Source organism: Pseudomonas paraversuta (genome assembly GCF_904067025.1).
Taxonomy (GTDB): Bacteria; Pseudomonadota; Gammaproteobacteria; order Pseudomonadales; family Pseudomonadaceae; genus Aquipseudomonas; species Aquipseudomonas paraversuta.
In genome coordinates this window covers 300663-322381 of the sequence record NZ_CAJFDA010000001.1, presented here as the reverse complement: position 1 = coordinate 322381, position 21719 = coordinate 300663, and the positions used below count along the sequence as shown (strand labels likewise).

At 60.5% G+C, this 21719-nt stretch carries 22 protein-coding genes; 12 read left to right on the top strand and 10 right to left on the bottom strand.

Annotated features, from left to right (window positions below; genetic code table 11):
- Positions 1-64: 64 nt before the first annotated feature.
- The 7 genes from trhA to pilG all read right to left on the bottom strand — a co-directional run bounded on the left by trhA (position 65) and on the right by pilG (position 10272).
- Positions 65-682 (bottom strand): PAQR family membrane homeostasis protein TrhA, encoded by a 618-nt coding sequence (trhA, locus tag JQ848_RS01540; RefSeq protein ID WP_004419653.1) that lies wholly within the window; start codon positions 680-682, stop codon positions 65-67.
- Between the two features lie 137 nt (positions 683-819).
- Entirely contained in the window at positions 820-1272 is a 453-nt protein-coding gene (locus JQ848_RS01535) for a chemotaxis protein CheW (protein WP_004419655.1), read from the bottom strand.
- Positions 1265-6784, bottom strand: coding sequence for an Hpt domain-containing protein (locus JQ848_RS01530; RefSeq protein ID WP_202210207.1), 5520 nt, complete (start codon positions 6782-6784; stop codon positions 1265-1267). Before JQ848_RS01530 ends, JQ848_RS01535 begins: the two co-directional genes overlap by 8 nt.
- The gene (locus tag JQ848_RS01525; RefSeq protein WP_004419659.1) at positions 6784-8841 is read right to left on the bottom strand and encodes a methyl-accepting chemotaxis protein; all 2058 of its coding nucleotides are present in this window, start codon (positions 8839-8841) and stop codon (positions 6784-6786) included. The genes JQ848_RS01530 and JQ848_RS01525 overlap by 1 nt, the downstream gene beginning before the upstream one ends.
- A 53-nt stretch (positions 8842-8894) precedes the next feature.
- The gene (locus tag JQ848_RS01520; RefSeq protein WP_004419661.1) at positions 8895-9434 is read right to left on the bottom strand and encodes a chemotaxis protein CheW; all 540 of its coding nucleotides are present in this window, start codon (positions 9432-9434) and stop codon (positions 8895-8897) included.
- Between the two features lie 10 nt (positions 9435-9444).
- Entirely contained in the window at positions 9445-9822 is a 378-nt protein-coding gene (gene pilH, locus JQ848_RS01515; protein WP_127196531.1) for a twitching motility response regulator PilH, read from the bottom strand.
- A gap of 42 nt (positions 9823-9864) precedes the next feature.
- Positions 9865-10272, bottom strand: coding sequence for a twitching motility response regulator PilG (gene pilG / locus JQ848_RS01510; RefSeq protein ID WP_202210206.1), 408 nt, complete (start codon positions 10270-10272; stop codon positions 9865-9867).
- Between the two features lie 296 nt (positions 10273-10568).
- Here pilG and gshB point away from each other — a divergent pair, with 296 nt between their 5' ends.
- The 7 genes from gshB to JQ848_RS01475 all read left to right on the top strand — a co-directional run bounded on the left by gshB (position 10569) and on the right by JQ848_RS01475 (position 16562).
- Positions 10569-11540 carry a glutathione synthase gene (gshB, locus tag JQ848_RS01505; protein WP_004419666.1) on the top strand — a complete coding sequence of 324 codons (972 nt, stop codon included), beginning with the start codon at positions 10569-10571 and terminating at the stop codon, positions 11538-11540.
- A 145-nt stretch (positions 11541-11685) separates the two neighbouring features.
- Positions 11686-12585, top strand: coding sequence for an energy transducer TonB (locus tag JQ848_RS01500; protein ID WP_004419668.1), 900 nt, complete (start codon positions 11686-11688; stop codon positions 12583-12585).
- A gap of 80 nt (positions 12586-12665) precedes the next feature.
- A complete protein-coding gene (locus tag JQ848_RS01495; protein WP_202210205.1) occupies positions 12666-13238 on the top strand; it encodes a YqgE/AlgH family protein in 573 nt (190 codons plus the stop codon).
- Positions 13238-13690 carry a Holliday junction resolvase RuvX gene (gene ruvX, locus JQ848_RS01490; RefSeq protein WP_004419670.1) on the top strand — a complete coding sequence of 151 codons (453 nt, stop codon included), beginning with the start codon at positions 13238-13240 and terminating at the stop codon, positions 13688-13690. The genes JQ848_RS01495 and ruvX overlap by 1 nt, the downstream gene beginning before the upstream one ends.
- An 83-nt stretch (positions 13691-13773) precedes the next feature.
- Complete coding sequence (pyrR, locus tag JQ848_RS01485) at positions 13774-14277, top strand: bifunctional pyr operon transcriptional regulator/uracil phosphoribosyltransferase PyrR (RefSeq protein WP_004419672.1); 504 nt, start codon at positions 13774-13776, stop codon at positions 14275-14277.
- Positions 14278-14289: 12 nt separating this feature from the next.
- Positions 14290-15294 (top strand): aspartate carbamoyltransferase catalytic subunit, encoded by a 1005-nt coding sequence (locus JQ848_RS01480; RefSeq protein WP_004419674.1) that lies wholly within the window; start codon positions 14290-14292, stop codon positions 15292-15294.
- On the top strand, positions 15291-16562 hold the full coding sequence (locus tag JQ848_RS01475) for a dihydroorotase (protein WP_004419675.1): 1272 nt from the start codon (positions 15291-15293) through the stop codon (positions 16560-16562). Before JQ848_RS01480 ends, JQ848_RS01475 begins: the two co-directional genes overlap by 4 nt.
- 86 nt (positions 16563-16648) lie before the next feature.
- On the opposite strand, the gene JQ848_RS01470 is transcribed toward JQ848_RS01475, so the two are convergent.
- Together JQ848_RS01470 and JQ848_RS01465 are read right to left on the bottom strand one after the other, a co-directional pair.
- A complete protein-coding gene (locus tag JQ848_RS01470) occupies positions 16649-17065 on the bottom strand; it encodes an NINE protein (protein ID WP_004419677.1) in 417 nt (138 codons plus the stop codon).
- Entirely contained in the window at positions 17062-17334 is a 273-nt protein-coding gene (locus tag JQ848_RS01465; RefSeq protein ID WP_235972385.1) for a hypothetical protein, read from the bottom strand. Before JQ848_RS01465 ends, JQ848_RS01470 begins: the two co-directional genes overlap by 4 nt.
- On the opposite strand from JQ848_RS01465, the gene JQ848_RS01460 reads away from it, so the two are divergent.
- Positions 17318-17977 (top strand): C40 family peptidase, encoded by a 660-nt coding sequence (locus JQ848_RS01460; protein ID WP_004419681.1) that lies wholly within the window; start codon positions 17318-17320, stop codon positions 17975-17977. The two genes, JQ848_RS01465 and JQ848_RS01460, sit on opposite strands and share 17 nt — an antisense overlap.
- 81 nt (positions 17978-18058) lie before the next feature.
- Here the strand turns inward: JQ848_RS01460 and JQ848_RS01455 are convergent, their stop codons facing one another.
- Positions 18059-19057: a type IV pilus twitching motility protein PilT gene (locus JQ848_RS01455; RefSeq protein ID WP_004419683.1), complete on the bottom strand. Its 999-nt coding sequence runs from the start codon at positions 19055-19057 to the stop codon at positions 18059-18061.
- A gap of 56 nt (positions 19058-19113) precedes the next feature.
- Between JQ848_RS01455 and JQ848_RS01450 the strand changes: the two genes are divergently transcribed.
- The 4 genes from JQ848_RS01450 to JQ848_RS01435 are packed head-to-tail and all read left to right on the top strand — an operon-like array spanning position 19114 to position 21543.
- Positions 19114-19800 (top strand): YggS family pyridoxal phosphate-dependent enzyme, encoded by a 687-nt coding sequence (locus JQ848_RS01450; protein ID WP_004419686.1) that lies wholly within the window; start codon positions 19114-19116, stop codon positions 19798-19800.
- Positions 19801-19833: 33 nt separating this feature from the next.
- Positions 19834-20652, top strand: a complete 819-nt coding sequence (gene proC / locus JQ848_RS01445; protein ID WP_004419687.1) for a pyrroline-5-carboxylate reductase — start codon at positions 19834-19836, stop codon at positions 20650-20652.
- 10 nt (positions 20653-20662) lie between these two features.
- Entirely contained in the window at positions 20663-21250 is a 588-nt protein-coding gene (locus JQ848_RS01440) for a YggT family protein (protein WP_004419690.1), read from the top strand.
- Positions 21250-21543, top strand: a complete 294-nt coding sequence (locus JQ848_RS01435) for a DUF167 domain-containing protein (protein ID WP_004419693.1) — start codon at positions 21250-21252, stop codon at positions 21541-21543. The genes JQ848_RS01440 and JQ848_RS01435 overlap by 1 nt, the downstream gene beginning before the upstream one ends.
- Positions 21544-21719 lie beyond the last annotated feature (176 nt).

Genomic DNA, 21719 nt, shown 5'->3' with positions numbered 1-21719 from the left:
GTAGGAGCGAGCTTGCTCGCGAGCTTTTTCAAAGCAGCAAAGCTCGCTCCTACAGATATCAGGGCTAGATCACGTAGTGCGCGATCGCCACAAAGTGCAGCACGCTGCCGGCAATCACAAACAGATGCCAAATGCCGTGGGCATGGCGCAGGCGGTGATCGAGGGCAAAAAATATGATGCCCACGGTGTACATCACCCCACCCGTGGCCAGCCAGACAAAGCCGGCGGTACCCAGCGCCGCCAGCAATGGTTTGACCGCCACCAGCACAATCCAGCCCATTACCGCGTAAATCACGATGGACAGAATGCGCGCCTCGGAGCGCGGCTTGATCTCTTGCAGCATGCCGATCACCGCCATGCCCCAGACTATGCCGAACAGCGACCAGCCCCACGGCCCATGTAGCGTGACCAGACAGAACGGGGTGTAACTGCCGGCGATCAACAGGTAAATCGACAGGTGATCGAACTTCTGCATGATCACTTTCGAGCGCCCGCGCACGCTGTGGTAAACAGTCGAAACGCTGTACAACAACACCAGCGTCACGCCATAGATCGCCACACTGACAATCTTTTGCGGGCTGCCGTCCAGAGATGCCATCACCAGCAACCAGATACTGCCTGCCGTCGCCAGCAACGCCCCCACCAGATGAGTCCAGGCGTTGAGTTTTTCACCGTGATACATGTGCAACTCCCTCAAGATCCGATAGTGCGACCGTGTCACCTTGTTACGAGATAAGGGTCAAGGCTGCGACCTTAAAGGGCAATGCGGCGATCGTCGAGAAGTGCAAGGCTGCTCCTGCTGAAACTTTGCTGGCGCAGTTAAACCTCTTCCCCCATCACCAATCTCTCCAGCGCCAGCAGATCCGGAATCCTGGCCACGTGATCTCCCACTTGCACCGCCGCACGCTCCAGCGGGCACAGCGGCACGTCGACAAAGCTCAATTGGCTATCGACTTTGTAGGAGCGGGGGATGCCCTGCACCACCATGGCGATGAACTTGAGCTGCGGATTGCCCCCCAACGTATTGAGAATGACGATGCGTGCCCGCTCGCCAATCACCAGCGGGCTGCCGCACGCGGCTTCGAAACTGATCAGCGGCAATTCACGGTCGCGCCAGGTGATCTGCCGCAGATGCCAGGGCGGCGAGTCGCTGCTGGGTTCGCCGCGCTGCCAGTCGATCAGCTCCGCTATGGCAACGTTGGGCAATAGCAGGTAACGGTCCGCCAGCGGCAGCAGCAGCCCGGTCAGGCTGCCCACACGGTGATCAAGCATTGAACTTGCTCCAGTAGGCGATGCGCTCCAGCAACACCGACTCTTGATACGGTTTGCCCAGATAGTCGTTGACGCCGATGGCCATGGCCCGGTTCTGGTGCTTTTGCCCGGTACGCGAGGTGATCATGATGATCGGCAGGTCTTTAAGACGAGGGTTGTTGCGCACGCGGGTGGCGACTTCAAAGCCATCCATGCGCGGCATTTCAATGTCCAGCAGCATCAGGTCCGGGGTGTGTTCTTCGAGCACGCTCATGGCATCAACCCCGTCCTTGGCGGTGATCACGTTCATGCCGTTGCGCTCCAGCAGACGGCTGGTGACTTTACGCACGGTGACCGAATCATCGACCACCAGCACCAGCGCCGGGCGCAACGCCGGGGAGAACTCCAGGGCACCGACCGCCCGCTGTTGCGCCTGCAACAAAGGCAGGCGCGCCTGGTGGGCGCGAATGTAGGCCAGCAGATCAAGGATCAATACCACTCGCCCGTCGCCCAGAATGGTGGCACCGGACAAGCCCTGAACCCCGGTGAATTGCGGCCCCAGACTTTTGACCACGATTTCCCGCGACCCTGCCAGCGCATCGACTTGCAGCGCCACCCGCTGGTCCTGGCAATGCACCAGCAACACCGGTACCGAATGGTTTTCGCCCGCCAGCCTCGGCTTGCCCACGGTTTGCAGCAGTTCACCCAGATAACGCAATTCGTAGGTTTGGCCGCCGTAGTGATACAGCGGCGGGTTGAGCTGGTAGTAGCCCTCCAGCTCATTGGGCATGACCCGCACAATGCCCTCGACAGTATTGAGGGCGATGGCGTACTGCTCGTCGGCGCACTGCACCATCAGCGCCCGATTGAGCGAGACACTGAACGGCAGGCGGATTTGAAAGTGCACGCCCTGGCCGGCCACCGAGTCGATGGTCATGCTACCGCCCAGCTGGCGCACTTCTTCGTGCACCACGTCCATGCCCACGCCACGCCCGGAAATCTGGGTGATTTTTTCCGCCGTGGAAAAGCCCGGCTGCATGATGAACTGCAACACGTCGCGGTCCGAGATGCTGGAAGCCGGGTCGAGCAGCCCGCGCAGGATGGCCTTGCGCCGCACCGCCTCAAGGGGCACTCCGGCGCCATCATCATGCATGTCGAACACCACATCGCCGCCTTCATGGGACAGCTCAAGGGTAATCAGCCCCTGCTCGGGTTTACCGCTGGCCCGGCGCACATGCGCCGGCTCCAGGCCGTGGTCGACGGCATTGCGCAGCATGTGTTCGAGGGGGGCCACCATCCGCTCCAGCACATTGCGGTCGATCTCGGCTTCGCCATTGATGACACTGAAGTCCACCTGCTTGCCCAGCTCGCTGGCCACTTGCCGGACAATCCGTTTAAGGCGCGGCAACACCCGCTCGAATGGCACCATGCGCGTGCCCATCAGACCTTCCTGCAACTGAGTGTTCACCCGCGCCTGCTTTTGCAGCAGGCCCTGGGCATCCCGATTGCGCGCGGCCAGGGTGGCCTTGAGGTCGAGCAAGTCAGATGCCGACTCGAACAGTGCCCGGGACAATTGCTGCAGCAGCGAATGGCGATCCATTTCCAGCGGATCAAACTCATCGTAGGCCACCCCGTCACCCTCGGTTTGCTGACGATTATGCTGGCGCCCCTGGGTTTCGCTGTCGAGCCGGCGCAACTGATCGTGCATCCGCTCCAGGGTGGTCTGCATTTCGTTGAGGGCGACCTGGGCATCGTTGACTTGCTGCTCCACACGCCCGCGGATGATCGAACTTTCCCCCGCCAGGTTGAGCAAGTCCTCCAGCAGTTCGGCCGGCACCTTGACCGTGTCCAGCCCGGTACGCTCGCCTTCCGGCACCACCGCGCCAGCCGGCTCCGGTTTGCTCGGCACAGCACTCGGGCCAGGTTGCCGGGTGCTGCGCTCGATCTGCCGGATGCGCTCGATCAGCACCTGTGGCGAGGGCAACGGCTGACCACTGCGCAAGGCATCAAGCATTTGCGCCAGCTGGTCATGACAGCGCTGCAATAACGTGAACAGGTCCGCACCGGGCGCCAGAAAACCCACGGAAATATCTTCGAACAGGGTTTCCAGCTCGTGGGCAAAGTCGCCGATGGCCGCAACTTCAACCATGCGCGCGCCCCCTTTGAGGGTGTGCAAGTCCCGCAGCAGGTTTTCGACTTCCAGATGGTTCTGCGGGTCGGCTTGCCAGCGCACCAAGGCCGCACCCGAGCTTTCGAGAATGTCGAAAGCCTCATCCAGAAAGATGTCCTGCAACTCAGGGTCGCCATTGCCTTGGGCCGCGTCGGACTGAATGCTGTTCGCCGGCCCCTGGCTGGCACCCAGCTGCGCCGTGGCGGCGCCCAACTCGGTAATCTCCAGGGTTTTGGTGCCCTCCCGACGGATCAGGCCCGTGGCTTCAGGTGCCAGACCTTCATGCAACAGGTCGTGCAGGGTCTGGATCAGCACCGGCTGCGGGGTGATTTCTTGCCCCGCCGCCAGCTGGTCGAGCATGTTGATCAGTGCTTCATGGGCGTTATTGGCCTCGGTGAAAAAACGCTCACTGACCGCCAGGCTGCTTTCTTCAACGGCGCCATATAGATCAAGCAAGGCTTCGCACAGCGCGTCGAAAGGCTGCAAGTCCAGCAGATGCGCGGACTCGGCCAGGCCGGTCAGATGCTCGAGCAACCCATCCAGCCCCTGACGCTCGTGCGGGTTCTCGCGCCAGTGCAATAGCAGGTCTTCGGCGTCAAACAGGCTGTCCATGCTTTCGGCCAGAAACTCGGCGATGCGCTGAGGATCGCGCTTGGGCTCCAGACCGCCCCCGGGAGCATTGATCAATTCATCCACACGACTGGCGATCAATTGCTCGATACGCTTGATCAGGGGCCGGGCACCATGGATTTCAGCCTGCGGGTCGACATCCAGTTGCTTGAGGCCGCGATGCAGCAAGCTGTCAGCCTCCAGCAGCAGTTCGATTTCATCCCGGTCCAGGCAGATTTGGTGCCCCTTGTACTCGCGAACCAGATGATCCAGGGCCGTGGCCAGCTCCGCCATCGGCAACATACCGGCCATGTGGGCGCTGCCCTTGAGGGTATGCATGGCGCGTTGCAGGTCGTCGCTGGCAGGCAACGGTAATTGCTGGCTGGCCTGATCGAGAAAATGGTCAAGGCTGCCGAGGTGGGTTTGTGCTTCCTGTCGGAAGATATCCAGCAGTTGCGGATCAGTACCGCTGCTGTCCTGCTCGATCAGCAACGGCAACGGCTTACTTTTTGACAGGCTGTGGGCCCGTGCGGCCAATCGGTCGACATCTTCGCGCTGACGCTGGCTAAGCTCGGCAAACTCCTGCACCAGCTCCGGGATAATCACCAGTACCTCTTCCAGCAACTGATAGATCTGCGGCCCTGGCGCCACGCTGCGCTCAATCACCCGGTTGAGCAGATTCTCGACAGCCCAGGCCAGCTCACCCAGCACCAGCGCCCGGACCATGCGCCCGCTGCCTTTAAGCGTGTGAAAGGCCCGCCGCAGTTCGGCCAGTGCAGCACTGTCGGCCGGGTTGGCTATCCACTGGGGCAAATAGTCATGCAGGGCGACCAGAACCTCGTCGGTCTCTTCAAGAAAGACTTCCAGCAGCTCTTCATCGACTGCTGCCTCGTTTACCGGGGGCGGTAGCAAGCTGCCGGGAATATGTTGTGCCGGCGGGTTGAGCGCTGACACCGGGCTGGCCAGAACATCGGCCAGGCTCTGCGCCACCAGGGGCCCTTCCAGGGTCTGAGAGATCTGCATGGCCAGCACTTCGGCCGGACTGAGGCGGTCATTGAGCACTGGCACCTGGCGCTCTGCCGGGGCATAGCCCAGTTCATTGAGGCTGTGCTCGGCCCGATCCAGCACCTGTTCGCCGCTGGCCCCGGGGTCCTGGGAGAGGCGCTCCAGGTAATATTCGATGCTGATCAGCACATTCGCCAGTTGTTCAAGCTGCTGCGCAGACGGCGGTCTGGCTGGCAGCAGTAGCTGTTCGCCCAAGTATTGGTTGCAGGCCTCGAGCAGGCTGGCGGCACGGGTCAGCGGGATCATCGCCAGGGCACCACGGATTTGCGTCAGCAGTTCGGGCAGTGGTTGCAGATGCTGGCGATCAAAATCTGCCGCCAGGTAGTCGCTGATCAGGTCTTTGACTTCTTCGAGGCCGATGCGCGCCTCTTTGATCACCAGTTGATGGATCTGCATCAGATCGGTGGTGGGCAGACGGCTCTCTTCGCGCTGCGACGGTTCAGCATTGCCGACCATGCCGGCCAACGTGGCCTCGACATAGAGCAAGGCCGCAGCGACATCCATTAACACCGCATCGGTGGGCTCACGCTGCCCCTGGGCCAGGCTCTGGACCACGGCCAACTGGTCGATGATGACTTTACGCGGCTGACCAAAACCCAGCACGGCCAGGGTATCGGCGATCTGCCGCAAAGGCGCCATCAGGCTGCTCAGCTCCGACACGTGGGAGCGGTCGCTGCGCACAAACAGGTCCAGACGCTCCTTGACCCGCACCAGCTCTTCGCACAATGCCGCCACCACTGAACGCATGGCATCGCGATCGGGCCCCGCCAGCCGCGCACGCTCTTCATCCACCATGGCCGCGTCGGGCATGGCTTCGTCCAGCTCATAGCGGGTTTTCAGCGCGAGCATTTTGGTGGTCGGCTGTTCGGCTTTGGCGATGTAAAACAGCAAACTGGTCAGCAGTTCTTCGGGCGCAGGCTGGTTGATGCCGTCTATGCCTTGTTCCAGCAGGCGCTTGAGTTCTTTGTCCGATTCACTGAACAGGCTGCGCAACGCCGGGCTGTTGGCCACCCGCCCGCGGAGCATGCCATCCACCAGCGCCGCGGAGATTTTCCACAGTGCATTGAGCGGCGCGCCGTGGCACATGCTTTCGAGGCGGGCGAACACCCCCGCCATCAGCTCCAGACTGGCCTGCACCTCTTCTTCACGCTGCAAACCCTGCAGCGCGGATTGCAAGGTGTGGCGCAGGGCCCGCAGCTGATGCGGCCATTGTGGCGGCAGCAAGCGGGCCAATGCGGCCTGGTCCAGCTCGGGCAAGTGCTGCAAGGGCGGGCTGAACAGGCTGGTTTCCGAGAGCAGTGCTTCACCTCGGGCGGTGCGCAAATCATTGAGCAGCGGCAGCACCACCAGCGGCCAGTCACGCCGGGCACTGCACACACGGTCCAGATACAAGGGCAACTGCCTGAACGCTTGCTGCAACAGGCGCAAGGCTTCGTCGAGCTGGCTGACACGGCCCTGCTGCAGGGCAATCACCAGTTTCTCCATCTCTTCGGCCAGCAAGGCGGCGCCGTAGAACTCCACCATCAACAGGCTGCCATGCACCTGATGAATACAGTCCAGGCACTGTTCCAGCATCTGGGCAGTGGGCGGCTGCCCGTCCTCTCCCAGCGCCACGCGTGCCTGTTTCAAGGTGTCGGCAATATCGCCTTTGACCCATTCGAGGGCTACGTAGTCGTGCCGGTCAACCATTACTGTGGCTCACGTGGTTTTTGCGTGGCGGGCAAGGTGAACCCGGACACTGAACGCCGCAACTGGCTGGCCATTTTGGCCAGGTTGCCAATGCTGTCGGCGGTGGCAGTGGAACCGGATGAGGTCTGGTTGGTGATTTGCTGAATCACGTTCATCGTCAGGGAAATCTGCGCCGCCGAGGTGGTCTGCTGTTGCGCGGCGTTGGAAATGCTTTGAATCAGATCGGCAAGGTTTTGCGATACACCTTCGATTTCTTCCAGGGCCACACCGGCATCGTGTGCCAGGCGAGCACCGCGCACCACTTCGGTGGTGGTCTGCTCCATGGAAATAACCGCTTCATTGGTGTCGGCCTGAATGGCCCGGACCAGGGTTTCGATTTGCCGCGTGGCCGCCGAAGAGCGCTCTGCCAGGCGCTGGACTTCGTCAGCCACCACGGCAAACCCGCGTCCGGCATCACCGGCCATCGAAGCCTGGATGGCCGCGTTCAGGGCCAGGATATTGGTCTGATCGGCAATGTCATCAATCAGACTGACAATGTCGCCGATCTCCTGGGAAGACTCGCCCAAGCGTTTAATCCGCTTGGCGGTGTCCTGAATTTGCTCACGAATGTTGTCCATGCCGTGAATAGTGTTGTGCACCACTTCATTGCCTTTGTTGGCAATGGCGACAGAGCGCTCCGCCACCGCCGAGGACTCTGAGGCGTTGGCCGAAACCTGATCGATGGAGTGGGCCATTTGCTGGATCGCCCCCGATGCCTCTGCAATCTGCTGCGCCTGATGTTCCGAGGCTTCTGCCAGTTGCATGGCCGTGGCCTGGGTTTCCTGCACCGCCGCCGCCACCTGACCCGCAGTCAGGTTGATGGTCGCCACCAGTCCGCGCAATTGGTCGATGGAATAATTGATGGAGTCGGCAATGGCGCCCGTGAAGTCTTCCGTGACCGAGGCCGTCACGGTCAGGTCGCCGTCGGCCAGGTCTTCGATTTCATCAAGCAGGCGCATGATCGCGTTTTGATTGCGCTCGTTCTTTTCAGCGGTTTCCCGCAGCTGGCGATTGGTTTCGCGCACCATCACCATCCCGATCAGGATGATCGACGCCAGCGCCAGCAGGCCCAATACATAGCCGCCGATGATGTCCAGCGAGCGTCCGCTGGCCAGGTTTTCAAAGCCGTTGGCCAGGTTCGACGCCTCGTCGAGCAAGGTCTGCGACAAGCTGAAGATATTGTTCGCCGCTTCGCGCACGTGGAACAGCTGGGGGGAGGTTTCGAGAATCTCGTCCACCGAACCGGATACAAACTGGAACAGCTCCGAGATTTCCAGCAAGCGGGTACGTGCGTCCTTGTCTTCGACCTGAGTAATTCTCAGCCCCTCACTCCCTTCCAGCATGCCGTTGAGCACTTGCCCGAAACGGTTGGCATCGCGGCCAAAGGCACCTGCGGCCTGCGCTGCATTCTCATCACCGGCCAGCACGGTGTTGACCGCGCCCAAAATGCGCTCGGCCAACAAGGACTGACGCTGCGCCAGCACCACCTGGCTGGCAGGAGCGCCACGCTGCAAGAGGATTTCCACAACCTTTTCGTACTCGACCTGCAACTGCGGCACGGTTTCCGCCAGGGTGGCGGCGACCTGATGCAGCGACAGGACGGTTTGCTCACTGGCCAGAATGGCGTTGGTGTTGTCCAGCAATTGCTCCCAGTCGCGCTGCACCGCCTGCATTTCCTTGTGCACGGCATGGGGCGCCGGGGGCAGGCCAGTGGCCGGGTCGCCTTTTTTCAGGAAGCCCCAGCGCTGGCTGAAATCATTGCGCGCATCGCTGAGCAAGCGGAACGCCGCCGCCTTGCCGGCAGCCGCTTCAGTGGCGTTCTTGGCGATACGCTGCGAAAGCACCCGCAACTCACCCGCATGGCTGATGTACTGCTTGTCGTAGTTGGACTGGGTATTGAGGTAAGCAAAGTTGGCGAACAACAGCATGATGAACACGATCAGGGCGATAAAAAGCACGATGATCTGGGAGCGACTGCGCGACCCTTCCATTGGTTTAGCGGTATTGGCTGTGGTCATCGATCAGGTCCCGGGGTCCCGTGTCATTGCTGAAGGTACAAAGTGGCGGCGGCTCACACCGCCACCGCCCAGAACTGCGGTGCCTGGGCCAGGGCAAAGGGGCTGAAGACCCACCATACCGGGCTGCCGGCAAAATGCCCCTGCACGTAGGGCGCAAACATGGGGTGGGGCAATGCCTGCACGTCGGTATCGAGGTCGGCCTGGGCGAAGTGCTGCATGCCCAGCACCTCATCTACCTGCAGTCCGACAAATATCTCCTGGTATTCCAGCACCAGCACCCGGCGCTGCTTGCGCAGAGGTGACAGTTCCACGCCGAAGAAACCGCACAGATCGAGGATGGGCAGCAGCTGCCCGCGCAAATTGGCCACGCCCTTGACCCAGGGTTTTACTCCCGGCAGCAAGGTAAAGCGCGGTTCATGGAGGATTTCGGCGATTTCCCCCATCGGCGCCACGAAACAATGCTCGCCGATCCGGAAACCGATACCGCTCCAGTTGTCGGCCTGGACTTGTGCAGGTGCCAGACCCGCCGCCAGCGAGCGACAGCGCTGATCTATCTCCAGCAGCAACTCGAAGGCGGTCAGAGAGTCCGGCACAGGGCCTCCGTCATTTTGGAGGGTTATCTTTGAGTACTTGTTTGAGCTTCAAAATCAGCTTTTCTTCTTCGACCGGCTTGGTCAGATAGCCCTTGGCACCCTGGCGGGTAGCCCAGACCATGTCGGTTTCCTGGTCTTTGGTGGTGACGACAATCACCGGGATATGGCTGGTTTCGGAGTCTTTGGTCAGCTGTCGGGTCGCCTGAAACCCGTTGAGGCCCGGCATCACGATATCCATCAAGACCGCATCGGGTTTTTCCAGACGCGCCAGGGCGACGCCGTCCGCGCCGTTTTCAGCCCTGAGCACGACGTAACCGTGCTTTTCCAGCATGCCGGTCAATTTGTACATTTCAGTCGGCGAGTCATCGACGATCAGAATGCGAGCCATGGTGTTCCCCATAAAAAAGGTAAGCGGCCGGCTGGCCGGGCATCATTGAGCGTTCGGGACAATATTGAAACCGGGCACATGAGCCTTGATCGCACTCAACAGTTCGTCCCTGCTGAAGGGCTTGGTCAAAAATTGATCAGAACCCACTATCCGCCCCTTGGCCTTGTCGAACAGCCCGTCCTTGGATGACAACATAATTACCGGCGTCGACTTGAACGCCCGGTTGTTCTTGATCAGTGCGCAAGTCTGATAACCATCCAGGCGCGGCATCATGATATCGACAAAGATGATATGCGGATGGTGATCGACAATCTTGGCCAGGGCATCAAAACCGTCGATGGCCGTGATGACCTCGCACCCTACGTTTTTGAGCAGCGTTTCGGCGGTACGGCGAATGGTTTTTGAATCGTCAATCACCATCACCCTCAAGGCGCTGGACTGCTTTTCCATATGTGCTCTACCGTCGCGTGGCGACCCGTTTTGTTACAAATGTGCGGCTTGAAAACCCAACTCCTTGATGGACAAGGGCTGAAAGTACTGTGCGAGCCTTTTTAGCACAGTCACGACCTGCAATCTATCGGGCGACCCGGCGTGACGCGGGGCAGGTGGTTTTTCCTTGACCGGGCCCCCGCTCAGCGCCACTCTGGCGCCACTTTTAAAAGCCTTTTACTAACCCGCAGAAGCGAGCTTGCTCGCGAACTTTTCTACGGGTGAGATCTTCGCCAATTTTATATGAGGAATTCGCCATGAGCGTTCGAGTCGGGATTGTCATGGACCCCATTGCGGGCATTTCCTACAAGAAGGACAGCTCGCTGGCCATGTTGCTGGCCGCACAGGATCGCGGCTGGACCCTGTTCTACATGGAGCAGCAAGACCTCTACCTGAGCGAAGGCAAGGCCCGGGCGCGGATGAAGCCGCTCAAGGTCTTCGCCGATCCGCAAAAATGGTTTGAGCTGGACGCCGAAGCCGATACCGCCCTGAGCGATCTGGACGTGATCCTGATGCGCAAGGACCCGCCCTTCGACATGGAGTTCGTGTACTCCACCTACTTGCTGGAACAAGCCGAGCGCGACGGCGTATTGATCGTCAACAAGCCCCAGAGCCTGCGTGACTGCAACGAAAAGCTGTTCGCCACCCAATTCACCCAGTGCACGCCGCCGACCGTAGTCAGCCGCCGCGCCGATGTCTTGCGCGAATTCGCCGCCACCCACGGTGACGTGATCCTCAAGCCGCTCGACGGCATGGGCGGCACTTCGATTTTCCGCCATCGGGTGGGTGATCCAAACCTGTCGGTGATTCTCGAAACCCTGACCGCCAACGGCACTCAACAAATCATGGCCCAAGGCTACCTGCCGGCGATCAAGGACGGCGACAAGCGCATCCTGATGATCGACGGCGAGCCCGTACCCTATTGTCTGGCGCGCATTCCGGCCGCAGGCGAAACCCGTGGCAACCTGGCCGCAGGCGGCCGTGGTGAAGCACGGCCACTGAGTGACAAAGACCGCTGGATCGCAGCCCAGGTCGGCCCGACCCTGCGGGAGAAAGGCCTGCTGTTCGTCGGCCTGGATGTGATCGGTGAACACCTGACCGAAATCAACGTCACCAGCCCGACCTGCATCCGCGAGATCGACAATGCTTTCGGCACCAATATCGGCGCCCTGTTGATGGATGCGATTGCATCGAAGCTGCAAGCTTCAAGCGCCAAGCCGAAAGTTTAAAGGCGCAATGTAGCGAAGCGGCAAGTTTGGGGCGTATCGCTTTTAGCTTGCCGCTTGAGGCTTGCCCCTTCCCTCCTTGCAGCTAAAAACCAACATTGCGCTATCATGCGCGACCTGTGTAACGCGCAATGTTGGTCTTTCTGTCATGACACTCCCCAGCGACCTGCCCCCCGAACTCAGCCATAAAGGCGTGAGAGCGGCCGATCGCCTGGGTTTTACCCTGATGGTCGCGGCGCTGATTCATATCGCAGTGATTCTGGGTGTGGGTTTCAGCATGAGCGAGCCCAGGAAAATCAGTAAAACCCTGGAAATCACCCTCTCGACGTTCAAAAGCGAGAAAGCTCCGGACAAAGCGGACTTCCTGGCACAGGACAACCAGCAAGGCAGCGGTACGCTGGACAAGAAAGCCGTGCCCAAGACCACAGAGGTCGCTCCGTTCCAGGACAATACGGTCAAAAAGGTCACCCCGCCTCCCGCTGCCAGACCCGAACAGCCAAAGGCAGCGCCCAAGGCGGCAGTCACCACCGTCGCCCCGAAACCGAACAAGGCCCCGCGCGAACCGCAAAAGGTCAAAACCGAAGCGGCGCCCAAGGCCAGCGTTCCCACGTTCGACAGCTCACAGCTGTCCAGCGAGATTTCCAGCCTCGAAGCCGAACTGGCCAACGAGCAGCAGCTGTATGCCAAGCGCCCCAAGATCTACCGCATGAGTGCCGCTTCGACCATGCGCGACAAGGGTGCCTGGTATAAAGAGGACTGGCGCAAAAAAATCGAACGCGTCGGCAACCTCAACTACCCCGAACAGGCCCGTCGCGAAAAGATCTACGGCAAGCTGCGGCTGCTGGTGTCGATCAATCGCGACGGCTCACTGCACGAAGTGCTGGTACTTGAGTCCTCCGGGCAACCGCTGCTGGATCAGGCGGCGCAACGAATCGTAAGGCTGGCGGCGCCTTTTGCGCCATTCACTGGCGATCTGGCAGACATCGACCGGCTGGAGATCATCCGCACCTGGAAGTTTGCCCAGGGCGACAGGTTGTCGAGCAATTGAGCCAGGCTCGCTCCTGCAGAGTCAGCAATCTTCATCCGCCAAACTTGTCAGTTCACCTTGCCAGCGCCACACTAAGGCTCATGAAAAAGCACGCACCGACCTACCTCAAGCATCAATTCCTGATCGCCATGCCCCACATGGCTGACCCGAACTTTGCACACACCTTGACCTACATCGTCGAGCACACGGCCAATGGTGCCATGGGCCTGGTGATCAACCGGCCAATGGATCTGAGTCTGGCGGACATTCTTGAGCAACTGCGCCCTGATACGGCCTGCGCACCCTTGTGCCAGCATGTGCCGATCTACGGCGGCGGCCCGGTGATGGTTGATCGCGGTTTTGTCCTGCACCCGGTCGGCATGAGCTTTGACGCCACCGTCGAGCTGGAGGACGGACTGGCCCTGAGCACCTCTGCCGACGTGCTGTTCAGTATTGCTGACGGGCGCGGGCCGCGACGCAGCCTGATTTGCCTGGGCTATGCCGGGTGGGACGCCGGCCAGCTGGAGGCCGAACTGGCCGACAATGCCTGGCTGACCTGCCCCTACTCAGCCCACGTCCTGTTTGACACCTCTAGCGAGTTGCGCCTCGACGCCGCCGCCAAACACCTCGGAGTGAACCTCAATTTGTTAAGCACCCAAGCAGGCCATTCCTGATGGCCGGGCACGACATTCGTCTTGTGCTCGGTTTCGACTTCGGCACCCGCTCCATCGGGGTCGCCGTTGGCCAGATGATCACCGGCCAGGCCCGTGAACTGTGCAACCTGAAAGCCGAGAACGGCATTCCGAAGTGGGAAGAGATCGAAAAGCTCATTAAAGAGTGGAAACCCGACGTGCTGATTGTCGGCAAGCCCCTGAACATGGATGGCAGCGAAAGCCCGCTGTGCGCACGGACCAAAAAATTTGCCAATCGGCTCAATGGCCGTTTCAATTTGCCCGCTTATGAGCACGATGAACGCCTGACCACTTTTGAGGCCAAGGGCGAGCGTATGGCCCAGGGCGGCCAGCGCGGCAGTTTTCGTGACAACCCTGTGGATGCCATTGCCGCCAGGCTGGTGCTGCAAAGCTGGATCGACGAGTTCCTGGCCAAGTCTCAATCCAAAGCCTGACCCTGCGTTTGTATCACTGACGCGCCCCATTGTTTGCGCCCGCCGCTGCAGGCTTCGCCTCGCGGGCCTTTTAAGGAGCCACCATGATCCTGCCTGTTCCCGCTGAACTGATCTCCCAGATGGCCCTCGACCTCAAGGCCCATCTAGCCCGGCGCGGCATCACCGAGCCGCGCTTCATTGGCATTCGTACTGGCGGTATCTGGGTTGCCCAGGCACTGCTGCGCGCGCTGGACAGCGACTCGCCACTGGGCACGCTGGATGTGTCTTTCTACCGCGACGATTTCAGCCAGAACGGGCTGCACCCGCAGGTTCGCCCTTCCGAGCTGCCATTCGAAATTGAAGGCCAGCATCTGGTCCTGATCGATGACGTGCTGATGAGCGGTCGTACCATTCGCGCCGCGCTTAACGAACTGTTCGACTATGGTCGTCCAGCCAGCGTGACACTGGTCAGCCTGCTGGATCTGGACGCGGCCGAACTGCCGATCAGGCCCGACGTGGTGGGTGCGACCCTGCCCCTGAAACCGACCGAGCGGGTAAAACTGTCCGGCCCGGCGCCATTGACCCTCGAACTTCAAGACCTTGCCTAAGAGACCTTTGCGATGACGCCCATAGACGCCAAGCGCCCGCTACAGCTCAATGATCAGGGCCAGCTGCGCCACTTTCTGTCCCTCGATGGACTGCGCCGCGAGCTGCTGACTGAAATACTCGATACCGCCGACTCGTTCCTCGAAGTCGGCGCCCGGGCGGTGAAGAAGGTCCCGTTGCTGCGCGGCAAAACCGTGTGCAATGTGTTCTTCGAAAACTCCACCCGCACCCGCACCACCTTTGAGATGGCCGCACAGCGCCTGTCCGCCGACGTGATCACACTCAATGTGTCGACTTCGTCCGCGAGCAAGGGCGAAACCCTGCTCGACACCCTGCGCAACCTTGAAGCCATGGCCGCCGACATGTTCGTGGTACGCCACGGCGACTCCGGGGCCGCGCACTTCATTGCCGAGCATGTGTGCCCGCAGGTGGCGATCATCAACGGCGGCGACGGCCGGCACGCGCACCCGACCCAGGGCATGCTCGACATGCTGACGATCCGTCGCCACAAGGGCGGCTTCGAAAACCTGTCGGTAGCCATAGTCGGCGACATCCTGCACTCGCGGGTCGCGCGTTCGAACATGATTGCCCTGAAAACCCTGGGCTGCCCGGATATCCGCGTGATTGCACCGAAAACCCTGCTGCCGATCGGCATCGAGCAATACGGGGTCAAGGTCTACACCGACATGACCGAAGGCCTGAAAGACGTCGACGTGGTGATCATGCTGCGCCTGCAGCGCGAGCGCATGTCCGGCGGCCTGCTGCCGAGCGAAGGCGAGTTCTACCGCCTGTTCGGCCTGACTACGGCCCGCCTGGCGGGGGCCAAGCCCGATTGCATCGTCATGCACCCGGGCCCGATCAACCGTGGCGTGGAGATTGAGTCGGCGGTGGCCGACGGCCCGCATTCGGTGATTCTCAACCAGGTAACCTATGGCATCGCCGTGCGCATGGCGGTGTTGTCCATGACCATGAGCGGGCAAACGGCCCAGCGCCAATTCGAACAGGAGAACGCCCAGTGAAGCTCAGCATTCTCGGCGCCCGCGTGATTGATCCGTGCAGCAAGCTGGATCAAGTGACCGACCTGCATCTGGAAGCCGGCAAAATCATTGCCATTGGCGCTGCCCCGGCAGGTTTTACCCCGACTCAAACCATCGAAGCCAAAGGCCTGGTGGCCGCTCCCGGGCTGGTTGACCTGAACGTTGCCCTGCGCGAGCCGGGCTACAGCCGCAAAGGCACCATCGCCAGCGAAACCCGCGCTGCCGCTGCCGGTGGCGTGACCAGCCTGTGCTGTCCGCCTCAGACCAAACCGGTGCTGGACACCTCGGCCGTCACCGAGTTGATCCTCGACCGCGCCCGTGAAGCCGGAAACTGCAAGGTGTTCCCGATTGGCGCCCTGAGCAAAGGCCTGGAAGGCGAGCAACTGGCCGAATTGATCGCTCTGCGTGACGCCGGATGCGTCGCCTTCGGCAACGGTCTCAGCAGTTTCACCAACACCCGCACCCTGTGCCGGGCGCTGGAATATGCGGCTACATTCGACCTGACGGTGATTTTCCACTCCCAGGATCGCGATCTGGCTGAAGGCGGCATTGCCCACGACGGTCCGATGGCCGCCTTCCGCGGTTTGCCGGGCATCCCTGAAACCGCCGAAACCGTAGCGCTGGCCCGTGATCTGCTGCTGGTTGAGCAAAGTGGCGTGCGCGCCCACTTCAGCCAGCTGACCAGCGCCCGGGGCGTGGCCCTGATTGCCCAGGCCCAGGCTCGCGGTTTGCGGGTGACGGCCGATGTGGCGCTGTATCAGCTTATTTTGACGGATGAGGCGCTGGTGGACTTCTCCAGCCTGTACCACGTGCAACCGCCGCTGCGGACCCGGGCCGACCGTGACGGTCTGCGCGAAGCCGTGAAGTCGGGCGTGGTGCAAGCCATCTCCAGCCATCACCAGCCCCACGAACGCGATGCCAAGCTTGCACCCTTCGGTGCCACCGAGCCGGGCATGAGCAGCGTTGAGCTGTTATTACCGCTGGCAATGACCCTGGTAGAAGACGGTTTGCTGGACTTGCCGACCTTGCTGGCTCGCCTGGGCGCTGGCCCGGCCGATGCCTTGCGCCTGCCGGCCGGACGCCTGGCGGTGGGTTGCGCGGCGGATCTGGTGCTGTTCGACCCGGCAGCTTCCACCGTGGCCGGTGAGAAATGGCTTTCCAAAGGCGACAACTGCCCGTTCCTTGGCCATTGCCTGCCAAGTGCCGTGCGTTACACGCTGGTGGATGGCCGGATCAGCTACGAAGGCTAAGCATCTGCAGGAGCGGGCTGCTCGCGATCTTTTGAACACATAAAAGATCGCGAGCAAGACCGCTTCTGCATGTTTTGCGCTGTGCCTTAACGGCGTTCGGCGTTCTTGATCGAAATCTGTTCGTTCAGGGTCCAGAAGTCGTAAAGGATACCGATCAGAAAGAACCCGCCGGTAAACAGGTAGATGATCCCGGTGATCCATTTGCCCATGTACATGCGGTGCACACCGAGCACACCCAGGAAGGTCAGCAGAATCCAGGCCACGCTGTAGTCGGTTTCACCCGAGGTGAAACGCAGGTCGGCTTCGCGATCCATGCTCGGAATCAGGAACAGGTCGATCAGCCAGCCAATTCCCAACAAGCCCAGGGTGAAAAACCAGATCGTCCCGGTCACCGGCTTGCCGTAATAGAAGCGATGCGCCCCCAGAAATCCGAAAATCCACAGCAAATAACCCAGCACCTTGCTGTGGGTATCGCGTTGTACATCGTCTCGATAGCCGCTCATAAATGCCCTCTTTGGTGCTGATAGAAAAATATTGTGGATTTTTTTGTGACTTTTTTACTGTCACGCAACAGGTAAAAGTGTCTTACAAAAAATGGCGCAAAGCCTTGTACCACCTGACCTGCGCTGCTGCCATGGGACAATTTGCCAGTACTTTTGTGCTTTTTCACCCCCAGGCCCAATCGACAAACGGCCTGAGAAAGGACAAAAAAGCTGTTATAAAGTTTCGCGCTTACCACCATAGAGCCCTGCCGAATGCGTCCTTTATTCAAGACATGGCTAACCATTTGCCTGTTAATGCCACTGGCCGCCCACGCCACCAATCGTGAGCAACATCTTCCTTCGGGCTTCACCGGCTACACCGCAAAATCATCTGCGGGTGCTGCTTATGTCGCCTCTAACAGCAAGACCAGCAACAAAACCGTAGCACGTCCTGCGTCCAGCAAGGCTCATCGCAAAGCGCCTGGCAAAATCGCCAATGCTTCGCTGACCGCCGCCAACATGCAGAGCAGCACGGTATTGAGCCGCGCCGTCAACGTGCTGGGCACCCCTTATCGTTGGGGCGGCAGCAGCCCAAGTAAAGGGTTTGATTGCAGCGGGCTGGTGAAATACGCCTTTAATGACGTTGCAGCGGTTGATTTGCCACGTACCTCCAGCGAAATGGCCAGCGGCCACGGGCAAAAGGTCGAACGCAAGGATCTGAAACCCGGCGACCTGCTGTTCTTCAACATCAAGAGCCGCAAGGTCAACCACGTTGCCATCTACCTGGGCAACGACCGGTTCATCCACGCGCCACGTCGCGGCAAGTCGGTCACCATCGACACCCTGAAAAAGCCTTACTGGCAGAGCCATTACGTAGTCGCCAAGCGCGTACTGCCGAAAGAGAAAGCCAGTCTGCAGGTTGTTCAGCGCTAAGAGCGCCAACCTGCTCGCTGGAGCTATCGAGGCACGAAGGCTGCGATCTTGAAGATCGCAGCCTTTTTTCATCCACAGCCCCTACAACGTTTCGATCACCCTCGCCTCACTAAGCCTGCCAAGGCTCATCTCCAGCGTCTGCATGCCGACCGCCCCACCGGTCTGGATCGCCGAGACCATCTGCGCAACCTTGTTTTCCCGTATCAGGTTCCTGATTGCCGGTGTCGCCAGCATGATTTCGTGAGCCGCTACCCTGCCCCCGCCAACCTTCTTGACCAGCGTCTGGGAAATTACCGCCTGCAGTGACTCGGACAGCATGGAGCGCACCATGGCCTTTTCTTCTGCCGGGAACACATCCACCATCCGGTCGATGGTTCTGGCCGCCGAAGACGTATGCAGCGTAGCCAGTACCAGGTGTCCGGTTTCAGCTGCCGTCAGGGCCAGCCGGATGGTCTCGAGGTCGCGCATTTCGCCCAGCATGATCACGTCCGGATCTTCGCGCAGCGCCGAGCGCAACGCTGCCGAAAAACTGTGGGTGTCACGGTGCACTTCGCGCTGGTTGATCAGGCACCGGGCCGGCTGATGGATGAATTCAATCGGGTCTTCAATGGTGAGTATGTGCTGCTGACGACTACGGTTAAGGTGGTCGATCATCGCGGCCAGGGTCGTGGATTTACCGGAGCCGGTGGCACCAGTGACCAATATCAGGCCGTGGGGCAGGCGACAAAGCTGACGAAACACCTCGCCCGGCCCCAGTGACTCAAGGCTCGGTACCCGTTGGGCAATGCTGCGCAACACTGCCCCCGCGCCACGCTGTTGCTCGAAAGCGTTGACCCGGAACCGGCCCAGCCCGGCAAGTGCACAAGAGAAATCGGCTTCATGCCCGGTTTCGAAAGCGCTGCGCTGCGCGTCTGTCATCAGGCTGTGGATAAGCCCCCGCACCTGATCTGGCCCGAACACCGGCAGCCCGCACTGCTGCATCTCACCATCGACCCGCAGCATGGGTGCGACACCTGCTGACAGGTGCAAGTCCGAAGCGCCACTACTGACACTCAATGCCAACAGGTCGGCGATATCCATCCCCCCTCCCAATTCCAGTAGAATGCCGCAGACTTTCACAACGGCGGGCTTAACGAATGTCCACGATAGCTGACAACATCGCTGAAGTTGAGGCACGCATCCGTGCCGCGGCACTGGCTGTGCAACGTGATGTGACGAGCATTCACTTACTCGCGGTCAGCAAGACCAAACCCGCTGCAGCGCTGCGCGAAGCCTATGCCGCCGGGGTTCGCGATTTTGGCGAAAACTACCTGCAAGAAGCCCGTGCCAAACAGGTCGAATTAGCCGACCTGCCCTTGAGTTGGCACTTCATCGGCCCCATTCAATCGAACAAGACCCGCGATATCGCCGAGCATTTTTCGTGGGTGCACTCAGTGGACCGCCTGAAAATTGCCCAGCGCTTGTCTGAACAGCGCCCGGCAGACCTGGAACCACTGAATATCTGCATCCAGGTCAACGTCAGTGGAGAAGCCAGCAAGTCCGGCTGTACCCCGCAGGATTTGCCTGCACTGGCAGCCGCCATCAACGGCTTACCGCGCCTGAAGTTGCGCGGCTTGATGGCGATACCGGAGCCCACTGAGGACCGGGCCGAGCAGGACGCGGCCTTTGCAACAGTGCGTGATCTGCAACAAAGCCTGAACCTGGGGCTCGATACACTTTCCATGGGCATGAGCCACGACCTGGAGTCGGCCATTGCCCAAGGCGCCACCTGGGTACGCATCGGTACCGCGCTGTTTGGTGCCCGCGACTACGGCCAGGCCTGATAAGACCGACCTCAATTTTTATAAGGATCTGTTATGAGCAACATGCGTATTGCCTTTATCGGGGCCGGGAATATGGCTTCCAGTCTGATCGGCGGCCTGCTGGCCAAAGGTCTGGATGCCGCACAGATCCGCGCCAGCGATCCGGGCGCCGAAACCCGGGCCAGGGTCTCGGCCGAGCACGGTATAGAACTGTTTGCCGACAACGCGCAGGCGGTTCAGGACGCTGACGTGATTGTCATTGCGGTCAAGCCGCAAGTCATGAAAGCCGTATGCCAGGACCTGCGCGCGCATCTCGAACCGCATCAGTTGCTTATTTCGATTGCCGCAGGCATCACCTGCACCAGCCTGCAGAACTGGCTGGGCAACCAGCCGCTGGTACGCTGCATGCCCAATACTCCGGCATTGCTCGGTAAAGGTGTAAGCGGCCTGTTCGCGACTGCCGCCGTTACCGCCGAACAGCGCCAGCAGGCTGAAGATTTGCTGTCAGCCGTCGGGATCGCGGTCTGGGTCGATACCGAAGCCCAGATCGATGCCGTCACGGCTGTGTCCGGCAGCGGTCCGGCGTATTTCTTCCTGCTGATCGAAGCCATGGCCGACGCCGGGGTCAAACTCGGCCTGCCACGCGAAGTGGCCAAGCAACTGGCCGAGCAGACAGCGCTGGGGGCGGCGCACATGGCCGTGGCCAGTGATGTCGATGCCGCCGAGCTGCGCCGCCGCGTAACCTCGCCCGCCGGTACCACCGAAGCTGCGATCAAATCATTCCAGGCCGACGGTTTTGCAGCCTCGGTCGAAAAAGCATTGAGTGCCGCCGCGCACCGCTCGGCCGAAATGGCCGAACAACTGGGTCAATAAGGAGCACATGATGTCTGGACTTAATGGCGCTGCCATTTTCGTAATTCAAACCCTGGGTAGCCTCTACCTGCTGATCGTCCTGTTGCGATTCATCCTGCAGCTGGTACGGGCCAACTTCTACAACCCGCTGTGCCAGTTCACGGTCAAAGCCACGCAGCCGCTGCTCAAGCCTCTGCGCCGTGTGATCCCGAGCCTGTTTGGCCTGGACATGTCATCGCTGGTGCTGGCGATTCTGGTGCAAATGGTGATCTTCGCCATAGTGCTGACCCTGAGCTACATGTCGTTCAACATTCTGGGGCTGCTGGCCTGGGCCATCATTGGCGTGACTGCGCTGTTCTTGAAGGTGTTCTTCTTTGCCCTGATCATCAGCGTGATCCTGTCCTGGGTTGCTCCTGGTAGCACCAGCCCGGGCGCCGAACTGGTGAACCAGATCACCGAGCCGGCCCTGGCGCCGTTCCGCCGCATGCTGCCAAGCATGGGCGGGCTGGATATCTCGCCGATCCTGGCGTTCATGGTAATTCAGCTGATCCAGAGCTACGTGATCCCGCCTTTGGCCATGTATGTCGGCATGCCGGTCGTGTTGTTCGGCCTGATCTGATGAGCTACTTCCGTTGGGACGGCGAGGACCTGATTCTCGACTGCCACCTGCAACCCAAGGCCAGCAGCGATGAGTTCGCCGGCCTGCACGGTGAACGTCTGAAGATCCGCCTCACCGCCCCACCGGTAGAAGGCAAAGCCAACGCCCATCTGCTGGCCTTTCTGGCCAAGGCGTTCGGTATAGCCAAAAGTCAGGTCAGCCTGATCAGCGGTGAACTCAACCGGCAGAAACGCGTGCGTTTGCACGCGCCGAAAAAACTGCCGGATTTGCCGGGGCTGACAAAGCCAGCCTGAATACTGTTTCTTCTGTGGGAGCCGGCTTGCCGGCGATTGCATCATTGCGGTTTCCAGGCCGAAGTTGTCGGCTGCATCGCTGACAAGCCAGCTCCCGCAAAGGCAGTCTTCGAGCACCTCCGAAATCAGCCCGGAGCATTGCTTGCCGCCCACTCCCCCGCTCATTAGACTTACGC

Coding starts and splice junctions, on each gene's coding strand:
- JQ848_RS01460 (WP_004419681.1), top strand. CDS start 17,318: ATGCGTCCTTTATTCAAGACATGGCTAACCATTTGCCTGTTAATGCCA.
- JQ848_RS01500 (WP_004419668.1), top strand. CDS start 11,686: ATGACACTCCCCAGCGACCTGCCCCCCGAACTCAGCCATAAAGGCGTG.
- JQ848_RS01495 (WP_202210205.1), top strand. CDS start 12,666: ATGAAAAAGCACGCACCGACCTACCTCAAGCATCAATTCCTGATCGCC.
- JQ848_RS01480 (WP_004419674.1), top strand. CDS start 14,290: ATGACGCCCATAGACGCCAAGCGCCCGCTACAGCTCAATGATCAGGGC.
- JQ848_RS01470 (WP_004419677.1), bottom strand. CDS start 17,065: ATGAGCGGCTATCGAGACGATGTACAACGCGATACCCACAGCAAGGTG.
- JQ848_RS01530 (WP_202210207.1), bottom strand. CDS start 6,784: ATGGTTGACCGGCACGACTACGTAGCCCTCGAATGGGTCAAAGGCGAT.
- JQ848_RS01450 (WP_004419686.1), top strand. CDS start 19,114: ATGTCCACGATAGCTGACAACATCGCTGAAGTTGAGGCACGCATCCGT.
- JQ848_RS01455 (WP_004419683.1), bottom strand. CDS start 19,057: ATGGATATCGCCGACCTGTTGGCATTGAGTGTCAGTAGTGGCGCTTCG.
- ruvX (WP_004419670.1), top strand. CDS start 13,238: ATGGCCGGGCACGACATTCGTCTTGTGCTCGGTTTCGACTTCGGCACC.
- pilG (WP_202210206.1), bottom strand. CDS start 10,272: ATGGAAAAGCAGTCCAGCGCCTTGAGGGTGATGGTGATTGACGATTCA.
- JQ848_RS01525 (WP_004419659.1), bottom strand. CDS start 8,841: ATGACCACAGCCAATACCGCTAAACCAATGGAAGGGTCGCGCAGTCGC.
- gshB (WP_004419666.1), top strand. CDS start 10,569: ATGAGCGTTCGAGTCGGGATTGTCATGGACCCCATTGCGGGCATTTCC.
- JQ848_RS01440 (WP_004419690.1), top strand. CDS start 20,663: ATGTCTGGACTTAATGGCGCTGCCATTTTCGTAATTCAAACCCTGGGT.
- proC (WP_004419687.1), top strand. CDS start 19,834: ATGAGCAACATGCGTATTGCCTTTATCGGGGCCGGGAATATGGCTTCC.
- trhA (WP_004419653.1), bottom strand. CDS start 682: ATGTATCACGGTGAAAAACTCAACGCCTGGACTCATCTGGTGGGGGCG.
- pyrR (WP_004419672.1), top strand. CDS start 13,774: ATGATCCTGCCTGTTCCCGCTGAACTGATCTCCCAGATGGCCCTCGAC.
- JQ848_RS01535 (WP_004419655.1), bottom strand. CDS start 1,272: ATGCTTGATCACCGTGTGGGCAGCCTGACCGGGCTGCTGCTGCCGCTG.
- JQ848_RS01435 (WP_004419693.1), top strand. CDS start 21,250: ATGAGCTACTTCCGTTGGGACGGCGAGGACCTGATTCTCGACTGCCAC.
- pilH (WP_127196531.1), bottom strand. CDS start 9,822: ATGGCTCGCATTCTGATCGTCGATGACTCGCCGACTGAAATGTACAAA.